General features: G+C 71.3%; 12 protein-coding genes. 6 read left to right on the top strand and 6 right to left on the bottom strand.

Annotated features, from left to right (window positions below; all coding sequences use genetic code 11):
- Positions 1 to 4: 4 nt before the first annotated feature.
- Positions 5 to 2,269 (top strand): xanthine dehydrogenase family protein molybdopterin-binding subunit, encoded by a 2,265-nt coding sequence (locus AC3IF3_RS24635; RefSeq protein ID WP_489230649.1) that lies wholly within the window; start codon positions 5 to 7, stop codon positions 2,267 to 2,269.
- 92 nt (positions 2,270 to 2,361) lie between these two features.
- The gene (locus AC3IF3_RS24630) at positions 2,362 to 3,303 is read left to right on the top strand and encodes a dihydrodipicolinate synthase family protein (RefSeq protein ID WP_489230648.1); all 942 of its coding nucleotides are present in this window, start codon (positions 2,362 to 2,364) and stop codon (positions 3,301 to 3,303) included.
- Positions 3,304 to 3,363: 60 nt separating this feature from the next.
- Here the strand turns inward: AC3IF3_RS24630 and AC3IF3_RS24625 are convergent, their stop codons facing one another.
- The gene (locus AC3IF3_RS24625) at positions 3,364 to 4,635 is read right to left on the bottom strand and encodes an efflux RND transporter periplasmic adaptor subunit (RefSeq protein WP_243972609.1); all 1,272 of its coding nucleotides are present in this window, start codon (positions 4,633 to 4,635) and stop codon (positions 3,364 to 3,366) included.
- 191 nt (positions 4,636 to 4,826) lie between these two features.
- Between AC3IF3_RS24625 and AC3IF3_RS24620 the strand changes: the two genes are divergently transcribed.
- From AC3IF3_RS24620 to purD, 3 genes are all read left to right on the top strand, one after another.
- The gene (locus tag AC3IF3_RS24620) at positions 4,827 to 6,053 is read left to right on the top strand and encodes an oxalate decarboxylase family bicupin (RefSeq protein ID WP_489230646.1); all 1,227 of its coding nucleotides are present in this window, start codon (positions 4,827 to 4,829) and stop codon (positions 6,051 to 6,053) included.
- Positions 6,054 to 6,127: 74 nt separating this feature from the next.
- Positions 6,128 to 6,466, top strand: coding sequence for a hypothetical protein (locus AC3IF3_RS24615; protein ID WP_243972607.1), 339 nt, complete (start codon positions 6,128 to 6,130; stop codon positions 6,464 to 6,466).
- Positions 6,467 to 6,562: 96 nt separating this feature from the next.
- Positions 6,563 to 7,837, top strand: a complete 1,275-nt coding sequence (gene purD, locus AC3IF3_RS24610) for a phosphoribosylamine--glycine ligase (RefSeq protein ID WP_489230645.1) — start codon at positions 6,563 to 6,565, stop codon at positions 7,835 to 7,837.
- A gap of 80 nt (positions 7,838 to 7,917) precedes the next feature.
- Here purD and ggt read toward each other — a convergent pair whose 3' ends face one another.
- Both ggt and AC3IF3_RS24600 read right to left on the bottom strand, forming a co-directional pair.
- Positions 7,918 to 9,687, bottom strand: a complete 1,770-nt coding sequence (gene ggt / locus AC3IF3_RS24605; protein ID WP_489230644.1) for a gamma-glutamyltransferase — start codon at positions 9,685 to 9,687, stop codon at positions 7,918 to 7,920.
- Positions 9,688 to 9,815: 128 nt separating this feature from the next.
- The gene (locus AC3IF3_RS24600) at positions 9,816 to 10,826 is read right to left on the bottom strand and encodes a 1-aminocyclopropane-1-carboxylate deaminase (protein WP_489230643.1); all 1,011 of its coding nucleotides are present in this window, start codon (positions 10,824 to 10,826) and stop codon (positions 9,816 to 9,818) included.
- A gap of 252 nt (positions 10,827 to 11,078) precedes the next feature.
- Between AC3IF3_RS24600 and AC3IF3_RS24595 the strand changes: the two genes are divergently transcribed.
- Positions 11,079 to 11,543 (top strand): Lrp/AsnC ligand binding domain-containing protein, encoded by a 465-nt coding sequence (locus AC3IF3_RS24595; protein ID WP_489220408.1) that lies wholly within the window; start codon positions 11,079 to 11,081, stop codon positions 11,541 to 11,543.
- An 84-nt stretch (positions 11,544 to 11,627) separates the two neighbouring features.
- Here AC3IF3_RS24595 and AC3IF3_RS24590 read toward each other — a convergent pair whose 3' ends face one another.
- The 3 genes from AC3IF3_RS24590 to AC3IF3_RS24580 all read right to left on the bottom strand — a co-directional run bounded on the left by AC3IF3_RS24590 (position 11,628) and on the right by AC3IF3_RS24580 (position 15,129).
- Positions 11,628 to 12,971 carry a replication-associated recombination protein A gene (locus AC3IF3_RS24590; protein ID WP_489230642.1) on the bottom strand — a complete coding sequence of 448 codons (1,344 nt, stop codon included), beginning with the start codon at positions 12,969 to 12,971 and terminating at the stop codon, positions 11,628 to 11,630.
- 60 nt (positions 12,972 to 13,031) lie between these two features.
- On the bottom strand, positions 13,032 to 14,504 hold the full coding sequence (locus AC3IF3_RS24585; protein ID WP_489230641.1) for a Do family serine endopeptidase: 1,473 nt from the start codon (positions 14,502 to 14,504) through the stop codon (positions 13,032 to 13,034).
- Between the two features lie 130 nt (positions 14,505 to 14,634).
- Positions 14,635 to 15,129, bottom strand: a complete 495-nt coding sequence (locus AC3IF3_RS24580) for a Ros/MucR family transcriptional regulator (RefSeq protein ID WP_489231361.1) — start codon at positions 15,127 to 15,129, stop codon at positions 14,635 to 14,637.
- Positions 15,130 to 15,579 lie beyond the last annotated feature (450 nt).

The raw sequence follows: 15,579 nt of genomic DNA, 5'->3' as shown, positions 1-15,579 counted from the left end.
CCGCATGACCGCGACCTCCACGCCTGTATCGAATCTCCCCGCCGGCGCGATCCGGCACGGCTCCAGCATCGGCCAGCCGCTGACCCGGCGCGACGGCCCCCTCAAGGTGACGGGCCAGGCCCGCTTCTCCGCCGACAACCTGCCCCCCGGCACGCTCCACGCGGCGCTCTGCGTCGCCCGGATCGCCAAGGGCCGGGTCACCGGCCTCGACGTGGCCGCCGCCGAGGCGCATCCCGGCGTCGTCGCGGTGATGCGGCCGGGCCACGCCCCGGCGCTCGCCAAGGACCCGGACGCCAAGGACGGGCCGTTCACGTTCCGCCTCGACCTCCTGCAGAACGACACGGTCCGCTACGCCAACCAGCCGATCGCCGTGGTGATCGCCGAGACCCTGGAGGCGGCCACCGAGGGCGCGAGGCTGCTCGCCCCGACCTACGCGGCCGAGACGCCGCGGATCGGCCTCGACGCGGGCGACGTGTTCACGCCGCCCTCCGTGGGCGTCGGCGCGCCGGCGACCGAGAGCGACGGCGACGTCGAGGCGGGGCTCGCATCCGCGGACAAAACCATCGCGGCCACCTACGAGACGCCGGCCCAGTACCACAACGCCATGGAGCCGCACGCGGCCGTGGCCAGCTGGGACGGGGACCGGCTGACGCTGCACATGCCGACCCAGGCGCTCGCCATGTCGCAGGGCCGCCTCGCCGGGCTGTTCGGCATCGACGCCGACGACATCCACATCGAGAGCCCCTATCTCGGCGGCGGCTTCGGCTCGAAGGGTGTCCCGGCCGGGCCGCAGGTGCTCGCCTGCATGGCGGCCAAGCTCGTCGGCCGCCCGGTCAAGCTGGTGCCGACCCGGACCCAGATGTACGGGCCGATGGGCCATCGCGGCCCGACCCGCCAGACGCTGCGGCTCGGCACCGACGCCGCCGGCAAGCTCACCGCGCTGGACCACCACATCCTCACCGCCTCGTCGAGCTTCGACGACTTCTTCGAGCCGGCGGGACGGGCGACCAGCACCCTCTATGCCAGCCCCGCCATCGCCATCCGGCACGAGGCGGTGCGGCTCGATACCGGGACGCCCCTGTTCATGCGCGCCCCGGGGGAGGCCACCGGCAGCGTCGCCCTGGAGAGCGCGCTCGACGAGATGGCGCACGAACTCGGCATGGACCCGCTGGAGTTCCGGCTCGCCAACTACGCCGAGGTCGAGCCGCTCACTGGCAAGCCGTTCTCCTCCAAGGGCCTGCGCGAATGCTACCGGCGCGGCGCTGCGGCGTTCGGCTGGGCCGGGCGCCCGCTCCAGCCCCGCCAGACCCGGGACACGGACGGGTTCCTGGTCGGCACCGGCATGGGCACCGCCACCTTCCCGGCGCTGATCTTCGAGGGCATGGCCCGGGCCGAGATCCGCGCCGACGGCACCGGCACGGTGGAGCTCGGGGCGATCGACATGGGCCAGGGTTCCTGGACGGCGCTCGCCCAGATCGCCGCCGACGGGCTCGGGATCGGGATGGATTCCCTCACCTTCCGGATGGGCTCCTCGGATCTGCCGAATGCCGGCATCGCGGGGGGCTCGGGCCACACCGCCACGGCGGGCGGGGCGATCCACGCCGCCGCCGGCGACGTGATCCGGCAGCTCTCGGATCTCGCCACCAACGACCCCGCCTCCCCGCTCTACGGGGCGGGCAATGCCGGCGTGACCGCAGCGGACGGGCGGCTGACCCGGCGCGACGACCCGGGCCGGAGCGAAGCCTTCACCGACATCCTGGCGCGGGCCGGCCGGTCCAGCATCGCGGGCCAGGGCAAGGCCGGGGCCGATCCGGCCGCGCAGGCGGCCTACGCCATGCACGCCCACGGGGCGGTCTTCGCCGAGGTGAAGGTCGATCCCGACCTCGGCCAGATCCGGGTGAGCCGCCTCACCGGCGCCTTCGCGGCCGGCCGGGTGATCAATCCGCGCCTCGTCCAGAGCCAGTATTACGGCGGGATGATCTGGGGTCTGTCCTTCGCCCTGCACGAGCGGGCCGAGATGGACCCGCGCACCGGCCGCTTCCTCAACGACAACCTCGCCGAATACCACGTGCCGGTGAACGCCGACATTCCCGCGATGGAGGCGATCCTGGTCCACGAGGACGACGCGGTGGTGAACGCGCTGGGCGTCAAGGGCGTCGGCGAGATCGGCATCACCGGCACGGTGGGGGCCATCGCCAACGCGATCTGGCACGCCACCGGCGTGCGGGTGCGCGAGATGCCGATCACGCTCGACAAGCTGCTCGGCTGAATCCGTTCCGGGCGCGTCGCGGCGCCCGGGATTTTTTAGTATGGGGCATGCCATCGGCGGCCGGCGGCCGCCGCAGCAGCGCGGAGACCGGCATGCCCCTCCTCACCAGCGATATCGGCGGCGTCGTGCCGATCGCCCCGACGCCGTTCCACCCGGACGGACGGATCGACGAGGCTTCCCTCGACCGGATGACCGATTTCTTCGGCGCCGCCGGGGTCGACGGCCTGACGATCCTCGGCCAGCTCGGCGAGGCCGGCAAGCTCGACCACGTCGAGGGCATCGCGGTGGCCAAGCGCGTTCTCGGGCGGACCCGGCTGCCGGTGATCGTCGGCGTCACGGCGCCGGGCTTCGCGGCCATGCGGGCGCTGGCCCGGGAGGTGATGGAACTGGGCGCCGCCGGCGTGATGATCGCGCCGCCCAACACCCTGCGCACCGACGACCAGGTGGTCGGCTATTACCGCAACGCCACCGAGGCGATCGGGCCGGACGTGCCCTTCGTGCTGCAGGACTATCCCCTCACCTTCTCGGTCCAGATGACGCCCGGCGTGATCCGCCGGATCGTGTCCGACAATCCCTCCTGCGTGATGCTCAAGCACGAGGACTGGCCGGGGCTGGAGAAGATCTCGATCCTGCGCGGCTTCGAGGCCGAGGGCGCGATGCGTCACATCAGCATCCTGGTCGGCAATGGCGGCCTGTTCCTGGATTTCGAGACCGAGCGCGGCGCCGACGGGGCCAATACCGGCTACGCCTTCCCGGAGATGCTGGTCGACGTGGTCCGCCTCGGCCGGGCCGGGGACCGCGACGCCGCCCACGACCTGTTCGACGCCCACCTTCCCTATCTGCGCTACGAGCAGCAGCAGGGCCCGCTCGGGCTCGCCGTGCGCAAATACGTGTTCCAGCGCCGGGGGATCTTTTCCTCCGACGCGCAGCGCAAGCCCGCGCAGGCGCTCACCCCCCAGGCGAAGGCTGAGGTCGAGTACCTGCTGGCCCGCCTCGCCCGCACCGATCCGCGGGCCAGGCTCCAGGCTTCATAGGGCGTCGTTTTCTGGGGCATCGTCTTTTGGGGCATCGTCTTGTGCCGCAGGCCGGGCGGGTCAGGCCCCCGCCTTGCCCTCCGGCCGCAGGGCCACCCGGTCCCCGTCGCGCAGGGAGGCCGGGGGCCCGACGATGACCCGCTCGCCGCCGGACAGGCCGGTGCGCAGTTCCAGCAGGCTCTGGGTCTGGCGGAAGATCGTCACCGGCCGCATCCGCGCCACCGTGGTCCCGTCCGCTCCCGTCTCGACCACCGCCACGCGGGTCCCGTCCTGGTCGAAGATCAGGGCGTCGTTCGGCACCGTCACGGCGGGGGAGACCCGCGGGATCTCCAGCGTGACGGTGATGTAGAGGCCCGCCTGGAGCGCACCGTCCGGGTTGGGGATGTCGACCTGCGTCACCAGCGTGCGCGCGGAGGAGAGCAGCGTCGTCGACGAGCGCGCCACCTTGCCGGGGAAGATCTTTCCGGGGATCTGCGCCACCTCGACCCGGGCGTTCAGCCCGTCGCGGATCCCGTCGGCGGCGTAGAGCGGCACGTTCACCGCCATGCGCAGCACGTCGTCCCGGGCCAGCGTCAGGAGGGGCATCCCCGTATTCGTGTCCGCCGTGACCGCGTCGCCGACATCGTTGTTGCGGGTCGTCACCACCCCGTCGAAGGGGGCGCGGATCTCCTCGAAGCCGGTCAGGACCTTGAGCCGGGCGACCTGCGCCTCCTGGGCGGCGATGTTGGCCTCGGCGACCTTCACGGCGGCCTTCACCGCGTCGACATTGGCCGCCTGGGCGAGCACGCCGGCCTGGGACGTGTCGGCGTTCTGCCGGGTCTCGGCCCCGGTGCCGGCCAGCGTCGAGGTCCGCCGGTTGGTCACGTCCGCGAGGTGGCGGTTGGCCTCGGCCTGGTCGACCATGGCCCGCGCCTGGATCAGCGCCGCCTGCAGCTGCAGCACCTGCGCCTGCGCCTGGACCAGCTGCTGGTCGAGGTCGGGGGCGCTGATCCGGAACAGCAGGTCGCCCTTTCGCACATGCGAGCCGATATCGACCTGCCGCGCGACGATGTAGCCGGTCGCCCGCGGGTAGAGGCTCGCGGTGTCGAAGGCCTGGGTGGTGCCGGTCTGCGTCAGGGTCAGGGGGCCGGAGGCCCGCGCGGCCGCGGCCGCCCGCACGGTCGGCGGCTTCGCCTCGGCCGATTGCGGTGGGCTCGCCGCCCGGGACTGGTCCGGCCAGTAGCGGTATCCGAGGAACCCGGCGCCCGCCAGCGCCAGGAGGGCGAACCAGACGCGGCCGCGATGCGCGCGCGGGCCGGCCTCGCCCGCCGCTGAACTGTTCCGGTCCGCCATCCTCGCCCTCGGGTCGCGCTGCGCATCGACCGCCGTCACGGCGCTCGCCGACCGGCCGGGATGCGTCCAGTGCTCTGTTCAATACATAGGCCGCCCGCGGGGTCCGGGCGAGATGCCGCACTGCACGATCGGAGCCGGATCCTGCGGGCGCGCTCCCGGTTACCCTGCCGAACATCAGGGACCGATCGACCATGACCGAGATTTCCAGGCGCGCCATCATCGCCGCGGCGGGCGGCGCCATGATGGCGTCCCCCGCGGCGGCGCAGGCCTCCGGCCCCGCCGCCCCGCTGCCCGAGCGCGGCACCAAGGGGGCCGACATCCTGGGGCCGCGCAACCAGCCCCGGGCCGCCGAGGAGCCGTTCACCCTGGCCCCGCCCGCCACCGACCACGGCACGATGCCGAACCTGAAATGGTCCTTCGCGGACAGCCACATGCGGCTGGAGGAGGGCGGCTGGGCGCGCCAGACCACGATCCGCGAATTGCCGGTCTCGAAGGCCATGGCCGGGGTCAACATGCGCCTTAAGGCCGGGGTGGTCCGCGAGATGCACTGGCACAAGGAGGCCGAGTGGTCCTACATGATCAAGGGCAAGGCCCGGATCACCGCGGTCGATCAGGACGGGCGCACCTTCGCGGACGATGTCGGCGAGGGTGACCTCTGGTACTTCCCCGGCGGCATCCCGCATTCGATCCAGGGGCTGTCGGCCGACGGGGTCGATGGCTGCGAGTTCCTGCTCGTGTTCGATGACGGCGCGTTCTCGGAGGATTCGACCTTCCTGCTGACCGACTGGCTGGCGCACACGCCCAAAGACATCCTGGCCAAGAATTTCGGCCTGCCCGAGAGCGCCTTCGCCAAGATCCCCGAGAAGGAACTCTACATCTTCCCCGGGCCGACGCCCGGCCCGCTCTCGGCCGACCTCATGGGCGGCGCCGGCCAGATCCCCAAAACATTCAGCCACCGGATGCTGGCGCAGGAGCCGATCCGGACCAGGGGCGGGCGCGTGCGCATCACCGATTCCACGGTGTTCCCGGCCTCCGTGACGATCGCCGCGGCGCTGGTCGAGGTCGAGCCCGGGGGCATGCGCGAGCTGCACTGGCACCCCAACGGCGACGAGTGGCAGTACTACCTCTCGGGCACGGGCCGGATGACGGTGTTCGGCTCGGAATCGAAGGCCCGCACCTTCGACTACCAGGCGGGCGACGTGGGCTACGTGCCCTTCGCCATGGGCCACTACATCGAGAACACCAGCGACACGACGCTCACCTTCCTGGAGATGTTCAAGAGCCCGCGCTACGCCGATGTCTCGCTGACGCAATGGCTGGCGCTGACCCCGCACCCCCTGGTCCAGGCCCATCTCGGGATGGATCCCAAGCAGATCGATGCCCTGCCGCAGACGAAATCACCCGTCGTGTCCGGTTGACGCGCCCCGGAACCCGGCCCGATCCTGGGGCGTCGACCCCGATAGAGATCCCGCTACGGAGCACGGAGACAGCCATGCGCGCCGCGTCCCGCGCGCTCCTCGCCCTGGCGCTCGCCTTCCCGGCGGGCGCCGCCTGGGCGCAGGTGCAGCAGAACGACCCGAACGCCGCCAACGCTTCGTTCGGCCTGCAGAGCCAGATCCGCACGCTCAACCAGCAGCGGGTCACGGACTTCAACACGCTGAACCAGTCAATCCAGCGCAACGTCCAGTTCGAGCCCTACGCCCCCTATCTGCCCGGCCGGGGCCTCTACGGGGGCCGGCATGCCGGCGCGCATATCGGCCGGCATCTCAGCCGGGACGGGATCGTGCGGCGGGGCGGCGGCATCAACACGAGCGTGTGCACCGGCTGCTGAGCGGCCGGAAAGGCTGGGCAGAGCGGGGAAAGCCCGAAAAAATCCTTTCCCCGCCGACAGGCTTCGCCCAGAAGCTCAGCCCATGGTGGCGTGCGCATGAACATCCTGCTGATCGGCTCCGGCGGCCGTGAGCACGCCCTGGCCTGGCGCCTCGCCCAGAGCCCCCTGTGCACCCGCCTGTTCACGGCGCCGGGCAATCCCGGCACGGGCCGCCACGGCACCAACCGGCCGGAGCTCACGGTCGCGGACCACGACGCGGTCGCGGCCTTCTGCGCCGCGGAGGCGATCGGTCTCGTGGTGGTCGGGCCCGAGGCCCCCCTCGTCGCCGGGCTGGTCGACGACCTGACGGCCGCCGGGATCCGCGCCTTCGGGCCCACCCGCGACGCCGCCCGGCTCGAGGGCTCGAAGGGCTTCACCAAGGACCTCTGCGCCGCCTGCGGCATCCCCACCGCCGCCTTCGCGCGCTTCACGGCGCTGGAGCCGGCCCTGGCCTATACCCGCCGGCAGGGCGCCCCGATCGTCGTGAAGGCCGACGGGCTCGCCGCCGGCAAGGGCGTCACCGTCGCCGAGACCCTGGATCAGGCCGAGGACGCGCTCACCGCCCTGTTCGCCGAGCCGGGCGCCGAGGTGGTGGTCGAGGAATGTCTGTTCGGCGAGGAGGCGAGCTTCTTCGCCCTGTGCGACGGCACGCGGGCGATCCCCCTCGGCACCGCCCAGGACCACAAGCGCGTGTTCGACGGCGACCGCGGCCCCAACACCGGCGGCATGGGCGCCTATTCCCCGGCCCGGGTCGTCACCCCGGAGATCGAGGCCCGGGTCATGGCCGAGATCATCGCCCCGACGCTCGCCGGCATGCGGGCGCGCGGCTGCCCGTTCACCGGCATCCTCTACGCCGGCCTGATGCTCACCGCGGATGGCCCGAAGCTGATCGAGTACAACACCCGCTTCGGCGATCCCGAGGCGCAGGTGCTGATGCCGCGCCTCGCCTCCGACCTCGTGCCGGCCCTGCTCTCGGCCTGCGACGGCGACCTGTCCGGGGTGAGCCTGGAATTCGACGCCCACCGGGCCGCGCTCACCGTGGTGATGGCGGCCGCCGGCTATCCGGGCGCCGTGGTCCGGGGCTCGGTGATCCGGGGGATCGAGGCGGCCGAGGGCGAGGGCGTCCACGTGTTCCAGGCCGGCACCCGGGCCGAGGACGGACAGCTGCTGGCCGATGGCGGCCGGGTGCTGGCGGTCACGGCGCTCGGCGACAGCGTCACCGACGCCCAGGCCCGCGCCTATGCGGCGGTGGCCCGGATCGACTGGCCGGAGGGGTTCTGCCGGCGCGACATCGGGTTCCGGGCCGTGGCGCGGGAGGCCGGCCAGGGCTGAACAGTCCCGGTCCCGGGCGAAGCCCGAATGTCGGGGCCCTGCCCCGATGCCCCGCCAAAGGGCTCCCCCCTCGGAAACCCCTACTCGCCGATCGCCGCCCCGGCCGGCCTCCGGTTGTCGTTGGCGCCGTAGAGCAGGTCCGGCCGCATCCGCTCCGTGCGCGAGGCGTCGTTGCCCGAGGAGGCCGCCTCCGGCGCGGCTGGCCCTGCGCCGCGCACCGCGATCAGCTCCTGCGCCCCCCAGGGCTTCTGCTCGTGGATGATGTGTCCCATGCCCTTCAGGATCGCCTGCGTATCCGCCGAGAGCGCGAAGGGTTCGGCATAGACCGTGTCGGGCAGCCACTGGTGGTGGATGCGTTGGGCGTCGACCGCCTCCTGCGGCTCCATGCCGAAATCCAGCATGTTGAGGATGGTCTGGGCGGTGATCGTGATGATCCGCGAGCCCCCCGGGGAGCCCGCCACCATCACGACCCTGCCGTCCCGCAGCACCAGGGTCGGAGCCATGGACGAGAGCGGGCGCTTGCCCGGCTGGATCGCGTTCTTGGTCCCCTGCACGAGGCCGAACAGGTTCGGCACCCCGGTCTTGACCGTGAAGTCGTCCATCTCGTCGTTGAGGAAGAAGCCCGTGCCGGGGGCGATCACCCCGGCGCCGAAATAGCCGTTGATCGTGTAGGTCAGCGAGACCGCGTTGCCGGCCTTGTCCATCACCGAGATGTGGGTGGTCTCGGCCCGCTCCCGCGTCTCCAGGCCGGGATCCGGGCGGATCTCGGCCGAGGGGGTCGCCCGGTCCGGCCGGATCGAGGCCCGGAGCGTCTCCGCATAGGCCGGCGACAGGAGCCGGGCGACCGGATTGTCGACGAAGGCCGGATCGCCGAGCAGCAGGTTGCGGTCGGCATAGGCGCGCCGCATCGCCTCGACCATCAGATGGACGCTCCGGGCGGAGTTGAAGCCCGCCGCCCGCAGGTCGTAGCCGTCGAGGATGCCGAGGATCTCGCAGAGCGTCGTGCCGCCGGACGAGGGCGGCGGCGCCGACAGGATGGTCGCGCCCCGGTAGCGGCAGGTCAGCGGCTCCGACTCGGTCACCGTGTAGGCGGCGAAATCGGCCGCCGTCAGCAGGCCGCCCCCCGCCCGGGAGGCCGCCGCGACGGCCTCGGGGACGGCGCCCCTGTAGAAGGCGTCCGACCCGCCCTCGGCGATGGCCTGGAGGGTGCGGGCGAGGTCGGCCTGGACCAGCCTGTCCCCGGGCCGCCAGGGGCTCCCGTCCGGGCGCAGGAACACGCGGGCGACGTTCGCTTGAGCGGCGAACAGCGTGGTGCCGGATTCGAGGATGTCGGTGTCGCCCCGGGTCAGCACGAACCCGTCCCGGGCCAGCGCGATCGCCGGGGCCATCACCCGGGCCAGCGGCAGGGTGCCGTATGCGGCGAGGGCGGTGTTGAGGCCGAGCACGGTCCCGGGCACCCCGGCGGCCTTCCAGCCGCGCAGGCTCGCGCCCTTCACGACTTTGCCGGCGGCGTCGAGATACATGTCCCCGGTTGCGGCGGCCGGCGCGGTCTCGCGGAAATTGATGAACCGGCTCGGGCCGTCGGCGCGGTGGAGGACCAGGAAGCCGCCGCCGCCGAGATTGCCGCAGCACGGGTTCACCACCGCCTCGGCGTAGGCCACCGCCACCGCGGCATCGACGGCGTTGCCGCCGGCCTTCAGGATCTCGGCCCCGACCTGCGAGGCGAGGCGCTGGGACGAGACCACCATCCCGTTCTCGGCCTCGACCGCCGGTCCCGAGGCGGCCCGGGCCGCGGGACTTGCGAGGGTGAGCAGGGCGGCCAGGAACAGCGCGCGTGCCGGTGCGATCATCCCTGCCCTCTCCGGTTCGGGTCCCGCGCCGCCATATAGGGGACCACACGCCAGAGTCGCCGCTTCCACCCTCCACTTCATCCTGGGATCAGGAGGTGAGGAGGGATGGGAGCCGTGTTTGCCCGGCTTCAACCGTTGCGGAAGGTGTAGCTGTAGCCGTTGAGCGCCGGCGCGCCGCCGAGATGGGCGTAGAGCACCTTCGCGCCCTTCGGGAAGAAGCCCTTCTTCACGAGGTCGATCATGCCCTGCATCGACTTCCCCTCGTAGACCGGGTCGGTGATCATTCCCTCGAGCCGGGCCGAGAGCCGGATCGCCTCCACGGTCTCCTTCGAGGGCACGCCGTAGACCGGGTAGGCGTAATCCGCGTTGAGCACGACGTCGTCGGCCACGATGTCGCCCGCGCCGACCAGGGCGGCGGTGTTCTGGGCGATGTCGAGCACCTGGGCCTTGGTCTGGTCCGGGGTGCAGGAGGCATCGATGCCGATGACGTTGCGGGCGCGCCCGTCTGCGGAGAAGCCGACCAGCATGCCGGCATGGGTCGAGCCGGTGACCGTGCAGACCACCACGTAGTCGAAGCGCAGGCCCATCTCGGCCTCCTGCTTGCGCACCTCCTCGGCGAAGCCGACATAGCCGAGCCCGCCGTACTTGTGCACCGAGGCGCCCGCCGGGATCGCGTAGGGCTTGCCGCCCTCGGCCTCGACCTCGGCCAGCGCGCGCTTCCAGCTGTCGCGGATGCCGATATCGAACCCGTCATCGACGAGCTGCGTCTGCGCGCCCATGATCCGCGACAGGAGGATGTTGCCGACCCGGTCGTAGACCGCATCCTCGTGGGGCACCCAGGCCTCCTGGATCAGCCGGCACTTCATGCCGATCTTGGCGGCCACCGCCGCGACCATGCGGGTGTGGTTCGACTGCACGCCGCCGATCGACACCAGCGTGTCGGCCCCGCTCTTGATCGCGTCCGGCACGATGTATTCGAGCTTGCGCAGCTTGTTGCCGCCATAGGCGAGGCCGGAATTGCAATCCTCGCGCTTGGCGTAGAGTTCGACTTCGCCGCCGAGATGGGCGGTGAGCCGCTTGAGCGGCTCGATCGGCGTCGGGCCGAAGGTCAGGGGATAGCGCTCGAATTGGTCCAGCATCGGGTCTCTCCGGGGCTCGGGACGCATCCAGGCCGAAGCGGTCTCGGCCCGGCCCGGATGCGTCGAGGCGACGCCCACAGGACGGCCGGATCGGGGGGAAACCGGTTCGTCTGCGAGGCGCCGAGGAAATCTACCAGACGTCGGCCGGAAGGTGCTCTCGATCTTTTCGCGTCGAAGGCCTGACGCTTGCATTGCCAGGCCGAGATGCCGCAGAGGATTTCGAATTCGGGATCCAAGGTGAAAGAATCCACCATGGCCGCAGGGCTCGACCGGATCGACCAGAAGATCCTGCGCCTGCTGCAGGCGGACGGCCGCATGGCCAATGCTGAGATCGCCGAGCGCTCCGGCACCAGCGCGGCCACCTGCCACCGGCGGATCCAGCGCCTGTTCGCGGACGGGTTCGTGCGGGCGGTCCGGGCGCTGATCGACCCGGCCCGGGTCGGGCGGGGCACGCTGGTCTTCGTCGGCGTCGTTCTCGACCGCTCGACGCCCGAGAGCTTCTCGGAGTTCGAGGCCGCCGTGCGGACGATCCCGGTGCTGCTCGACTGCCATCTCGTGGCCGGCGACTTCGACTACATCCTGAAGATCCGCGTCTCCGACATGGCCGATTTCAACCGGCTCCACAGCGCCACGCTGATCGGCCTGCCGGGGGTGCGCCAGACTCGGACCTTCTTCGTGATGAAGGAGGTGATCGACAACGCGCCGCTGGCCCTGTGACACGCGGGGCCGCCGCATCCGGGCTCCGGTTGGATCACCCGCCAGGGGACTGCGTGCCCTTGGAAACCCCGTGACGGGGGCGGCCTACCCCTCCCCGCGCCGCGCCTTGCGCAGCGTTTCCCACCGCTCCAGCCGCTCGGCCAAGCGGGTCTCGTAGCCGCGGTCTGTGGGCGCGTAGAGGTGCTGGCGCCCCAGCGCGTCGGGCCAGTAATTTTGGCCCGAGAAGGCGTCGGGCTCGTCGTGGTCGTAGCGGTAGCCCTCGCCGTAGCCGATCCGCTTCATCAGCTTGGTCGGCGCGTTGAGGATGGTGCGCGGCGGCGGCAGGGAGCCCGCTTCCTTGGCGAGCCGGGTCGCGGCCTTGTAGGCCTCGTAGACGGCGTTCGATTTCGGCGCGCAGGCGAGGTAGAGCGCGGCCTGCGCCAGCGCCAGCTCGCCCTCCGGACTGCCGAGGAAGTCGAACGCGTCCTTGGCGGCGTTGGCCACCACCAGGGCCTGCGGGTCGGCGAGCCCGATATCCTCCACGGCCATCCGGACCAGCCGGCGGGCGATGAACAGCCGGTCCTCGCCGGCATCGAGCATCCGGCAGAGATAGTAGAGCGCCGCGTCCGGATCCGAGCCGCGCACGGTCTTGTGCAGCGCCGAGATCAGGTTGTAGTGGCCCTCCTGCGCCTTGTCGTAGATCGGCGCCCGCCGCTGCACGATTCTTTGTAACTCTTCGGCGTCGAGGGTCTCGCCCGGTTGCGCCGAGCGCCAGACCTCTTCGGCAAGCGTCAGCGCCGCCCGGCCGTCGCCGTCGGCCATCCGCACCAGCACGCCGCGGGCCTCCTCGGTGAGCGGCAGGGCCTGTTCGGTCAGCGCCTCGGCCCGGACCAGCAGCCGGGCGATCGCCCCCGGATCGAGGGCGCGGAACAGCAGCACCCGGGCGCGGGACAGGAGGGCCGCGTTCAGCTCGAAGGAGGGGTTCTCGGTGGTGGCGCCGACCAGGGTGACGGTACCGTCCTCCATCACCGGCAGGAAGGCGTCGAGCTGCGCCCGGTTGAACCGGTGGATCTCGTCGACGAACAGCAGGGTCGCCTGTCCGGTCGCCCGACGCCTGCGGGCGGCCTCGAACACCTTGCGCAGCTCGGGCACACCAGAAAAGATCGCCGAGATCTGCTCGAAATGCAGGTCGGTGCCCTGGGCGAGCAGCCGCGCCACGGTGGTCTTGCCGGTGCCGGGCGGTCCCCAGAAGATCAGCGAGCCGAGGCTCTTTCCGCGCAGGAGGCGGGTGAGGCTGCCGCCCTCGCCGGTCAGGTGCTCCTGACCGACGACCTCGGTGAGGCTCTGCGGCCGCAGCCGGTCCGCGAGGGGGCGGGCTGCCTCGGGGCCGGGCGCGCGCCCGGGATCCGGCGTGGCTGGGGGCTCCGCGGAGGCGAACAGGTCGGACATCCGCGCATCAACACCGGGCGCGGGCGGGGGCGCAAGCCGGTCGCCGGCGATCGCGCGGGATCAGCCCCCGAACACCGAGGTCAGGACCTCGCCGTTGCGGTTGATCGCGACCTCCCAGGAATTGAGGCTGTTGCGGGTGACCCGGTCGAGATCCTTGGTGGTCGCCATCGGCACGCCGTTGACCGCCACGATCAGGTCGCCCCGCTGCAGCCCGACCCGGGCCGCGACGGAGTTCTCGTCCACCGCCTGCACGGCCACGCCGTCGGCGGGGAAGTCGACCTGCATCTCCTCGGCCACCGCCGGCGAGGTGTTGACCAGCGTCGCGCCCAGGAAGGGCGAGCGGGTCTTCACCTTGAGCACGTCGCGCGGGCGCGTCTCGGGGGCCGGGGCGAGCTTGACCGCGACGGTCTGGCGGGCTGTGCCGCGCAGGATCCCGAACCGGGCCTGGCCCTGGACGCCCTTGAGCGCGAAGCGGTACCCGAACGCCTCCGGGTCGGCGACCTCCTGGCCGTCGACCGTGAGGATCAGGTCGCCGCGCTTCAGGCCCGCCTCGTCGGCCGGGCTCTTGGCCTGCAGGCTCGCCACCAGCACGCCGGTCGGATGGTCGAGGCCCATGCTGTCGGCGATGTCGGGGGTGACGCTCTGGATGCGTGCGCCGAGCCAGGGCCGGCGCACGACGCTCGCCCCGTCGCGGGCGGCGTCGACCACCGCCTTGACCATGCCCACCGGGATCGCGAAGCCGATGCCGTGGCTGCCGCCCGACTGCGAGTAGATCGCCGTGTTGATGCCGACCAGCTGGCCGCGCAGGTCGACCAGCGCGCCGCCCGAATTGCCCGGGTTGATCGCCGCGTCGGTCTGGATAAAGTACTGGTAGTCCGCCGAGCCGACCTGCGTGCGCGCCAGCGCCGAGACGATGCCCTGCGTCACGGTCTGGCCGACGCCGAATGGGTTGCCGATCGCCATCACGAAATCGCCGACCTCGAGGGCGTCGGCGTCGCCGAAGGGCATCGGCACGAGGTTCTTCGGCGGCTCCTTGATCTTGAGCACGGCGAGGTCGGTGCGGGTGTCGCGCATCACGATGGCGGCCTCGAACTCCCGCCGGTCCGCCAGCGCGATCCGCACCTCGTTCATGTTGTCGATGACGTGGTTGTTGGTGATGACGAGCCCGTCGGCATCGACCAGCACCCCCGAGCCCAGGGATTTCTGGGCCCGGTCGCCCCGCGGTCCCCGGCCCCCCTCCGGCTCGCCGAAGAAGCGGCGCATGAACTCCTCCATGGCGCTGGAGCGCGCGCTGGAGCTCTTCTCCACGTGGGAGGCGTAGACATTCACCACCGAGGGTGCGGCCCGCTTCACCACCGGGGCGAAGGAGAGCTGCACGTCGGCCTTGCTGAGCGGCACGGCCTTGGCCGTCCCGTCTTTGACCGTCCCGTCCCTGTTGGTGTCCCGTGCCTCGGTGCGCGCCATCTGGGCCGCGGCCGGGCCGGCGGCCATCAGGACTGCGACGAGGGCGGGCAGGGCGAGGCGGTTCAGCATGCAGGGCTCCGGCGTCAGGGCGGGCACGCCGTCCAGGCCGGGACGAGGGGCGCGCGCCGCGCACCCCTACGCTATCGTGACCGATTGCGGCAGGTCCACGACACCGTCGCCGCAAGGGGCCGGGATCCGGTCAGGCGATCTCCTTGCCGCGCGCCCGGCTCTTCCTGGCGGGCGGGGGCGGCGCAGGCTCCGGTTCGACCGTTTGCACGGCGGTGTCCCGACGCTGCTGTTGGTGTCCGAGCCCCAGAGAGCGGGCCAGCTGTGAGCGTTGCTCGGAATATGTCTGGGCCGTCATGGGGTAATCGACGGGGAGGCCCCACTTGGCGCGGTAGGCTTCGGGGGTCAGCCCGCGCAGGGTGAGGTGACGGCGCAGGGTCTTGTAGGGCTTCCCGTCCTCGAACGAGATCAGGAAGTCCGCGCTCACCGAGCGCCGGATCTCCTGCGCGGTCGCTCTGGCGACCGATGCGCTGACGCTGCCGGAACAGAGGCCGCGAAGCGTCTCGTGAACATCGGTGAGGAGCTTCGGCAGATCCGCACTCTGAATGTGATTGTGGATCACGTAGGCCGAGACGATCTCGGAGGCGAGCGTGACGAAGCGGATGTTGCTGTCGTTCGGGTGAACCATGTCTTGAGCGTTGCCTTCCCGTGTTGACGAAACTCGCCAGAACGCAAGCACTGCGTCGCGACTCGGTCGCTCGATACAAGCGCATTTGCCGGGTTGGTCAAGTCGAAATTCCGAATCTGACCTGTAGTAGCGAACAAGACGCAAGAATATCGGTCTCAGAAATCCAACCTGAAGGAAAATGGTCTGATATGAAGTTATTTGTGCGCAATCGATATTGCTGCGTCGATCGTCCGACGCGACCGCACCTGCTCTTTACAGGCGGAACGCGACGACACCGCGGGCAGGGATGGGTCAGGGGTTGCAGAGAGGCTGTGAGCCTGTCCACCGAGCCCGAGGATCGGAGACGATCCCGGCCGTGACAGAGCCCGTGGCGAAGCGAGCCTCGGCCCGGACGGGGGGCCAAGGTGTCTCGAGCGGCGGGTCGGATTCCGGTGGCCTGTGCGACGGCCG

The sequence above is a fragment of the Methylobacterium sp. J-118 genome (assembly GCF_057836565.1).
Note: the sequence above shows the minus strand (reverse complement) of the source record. Positions and strands in the feature narration are given on the sequence as shown.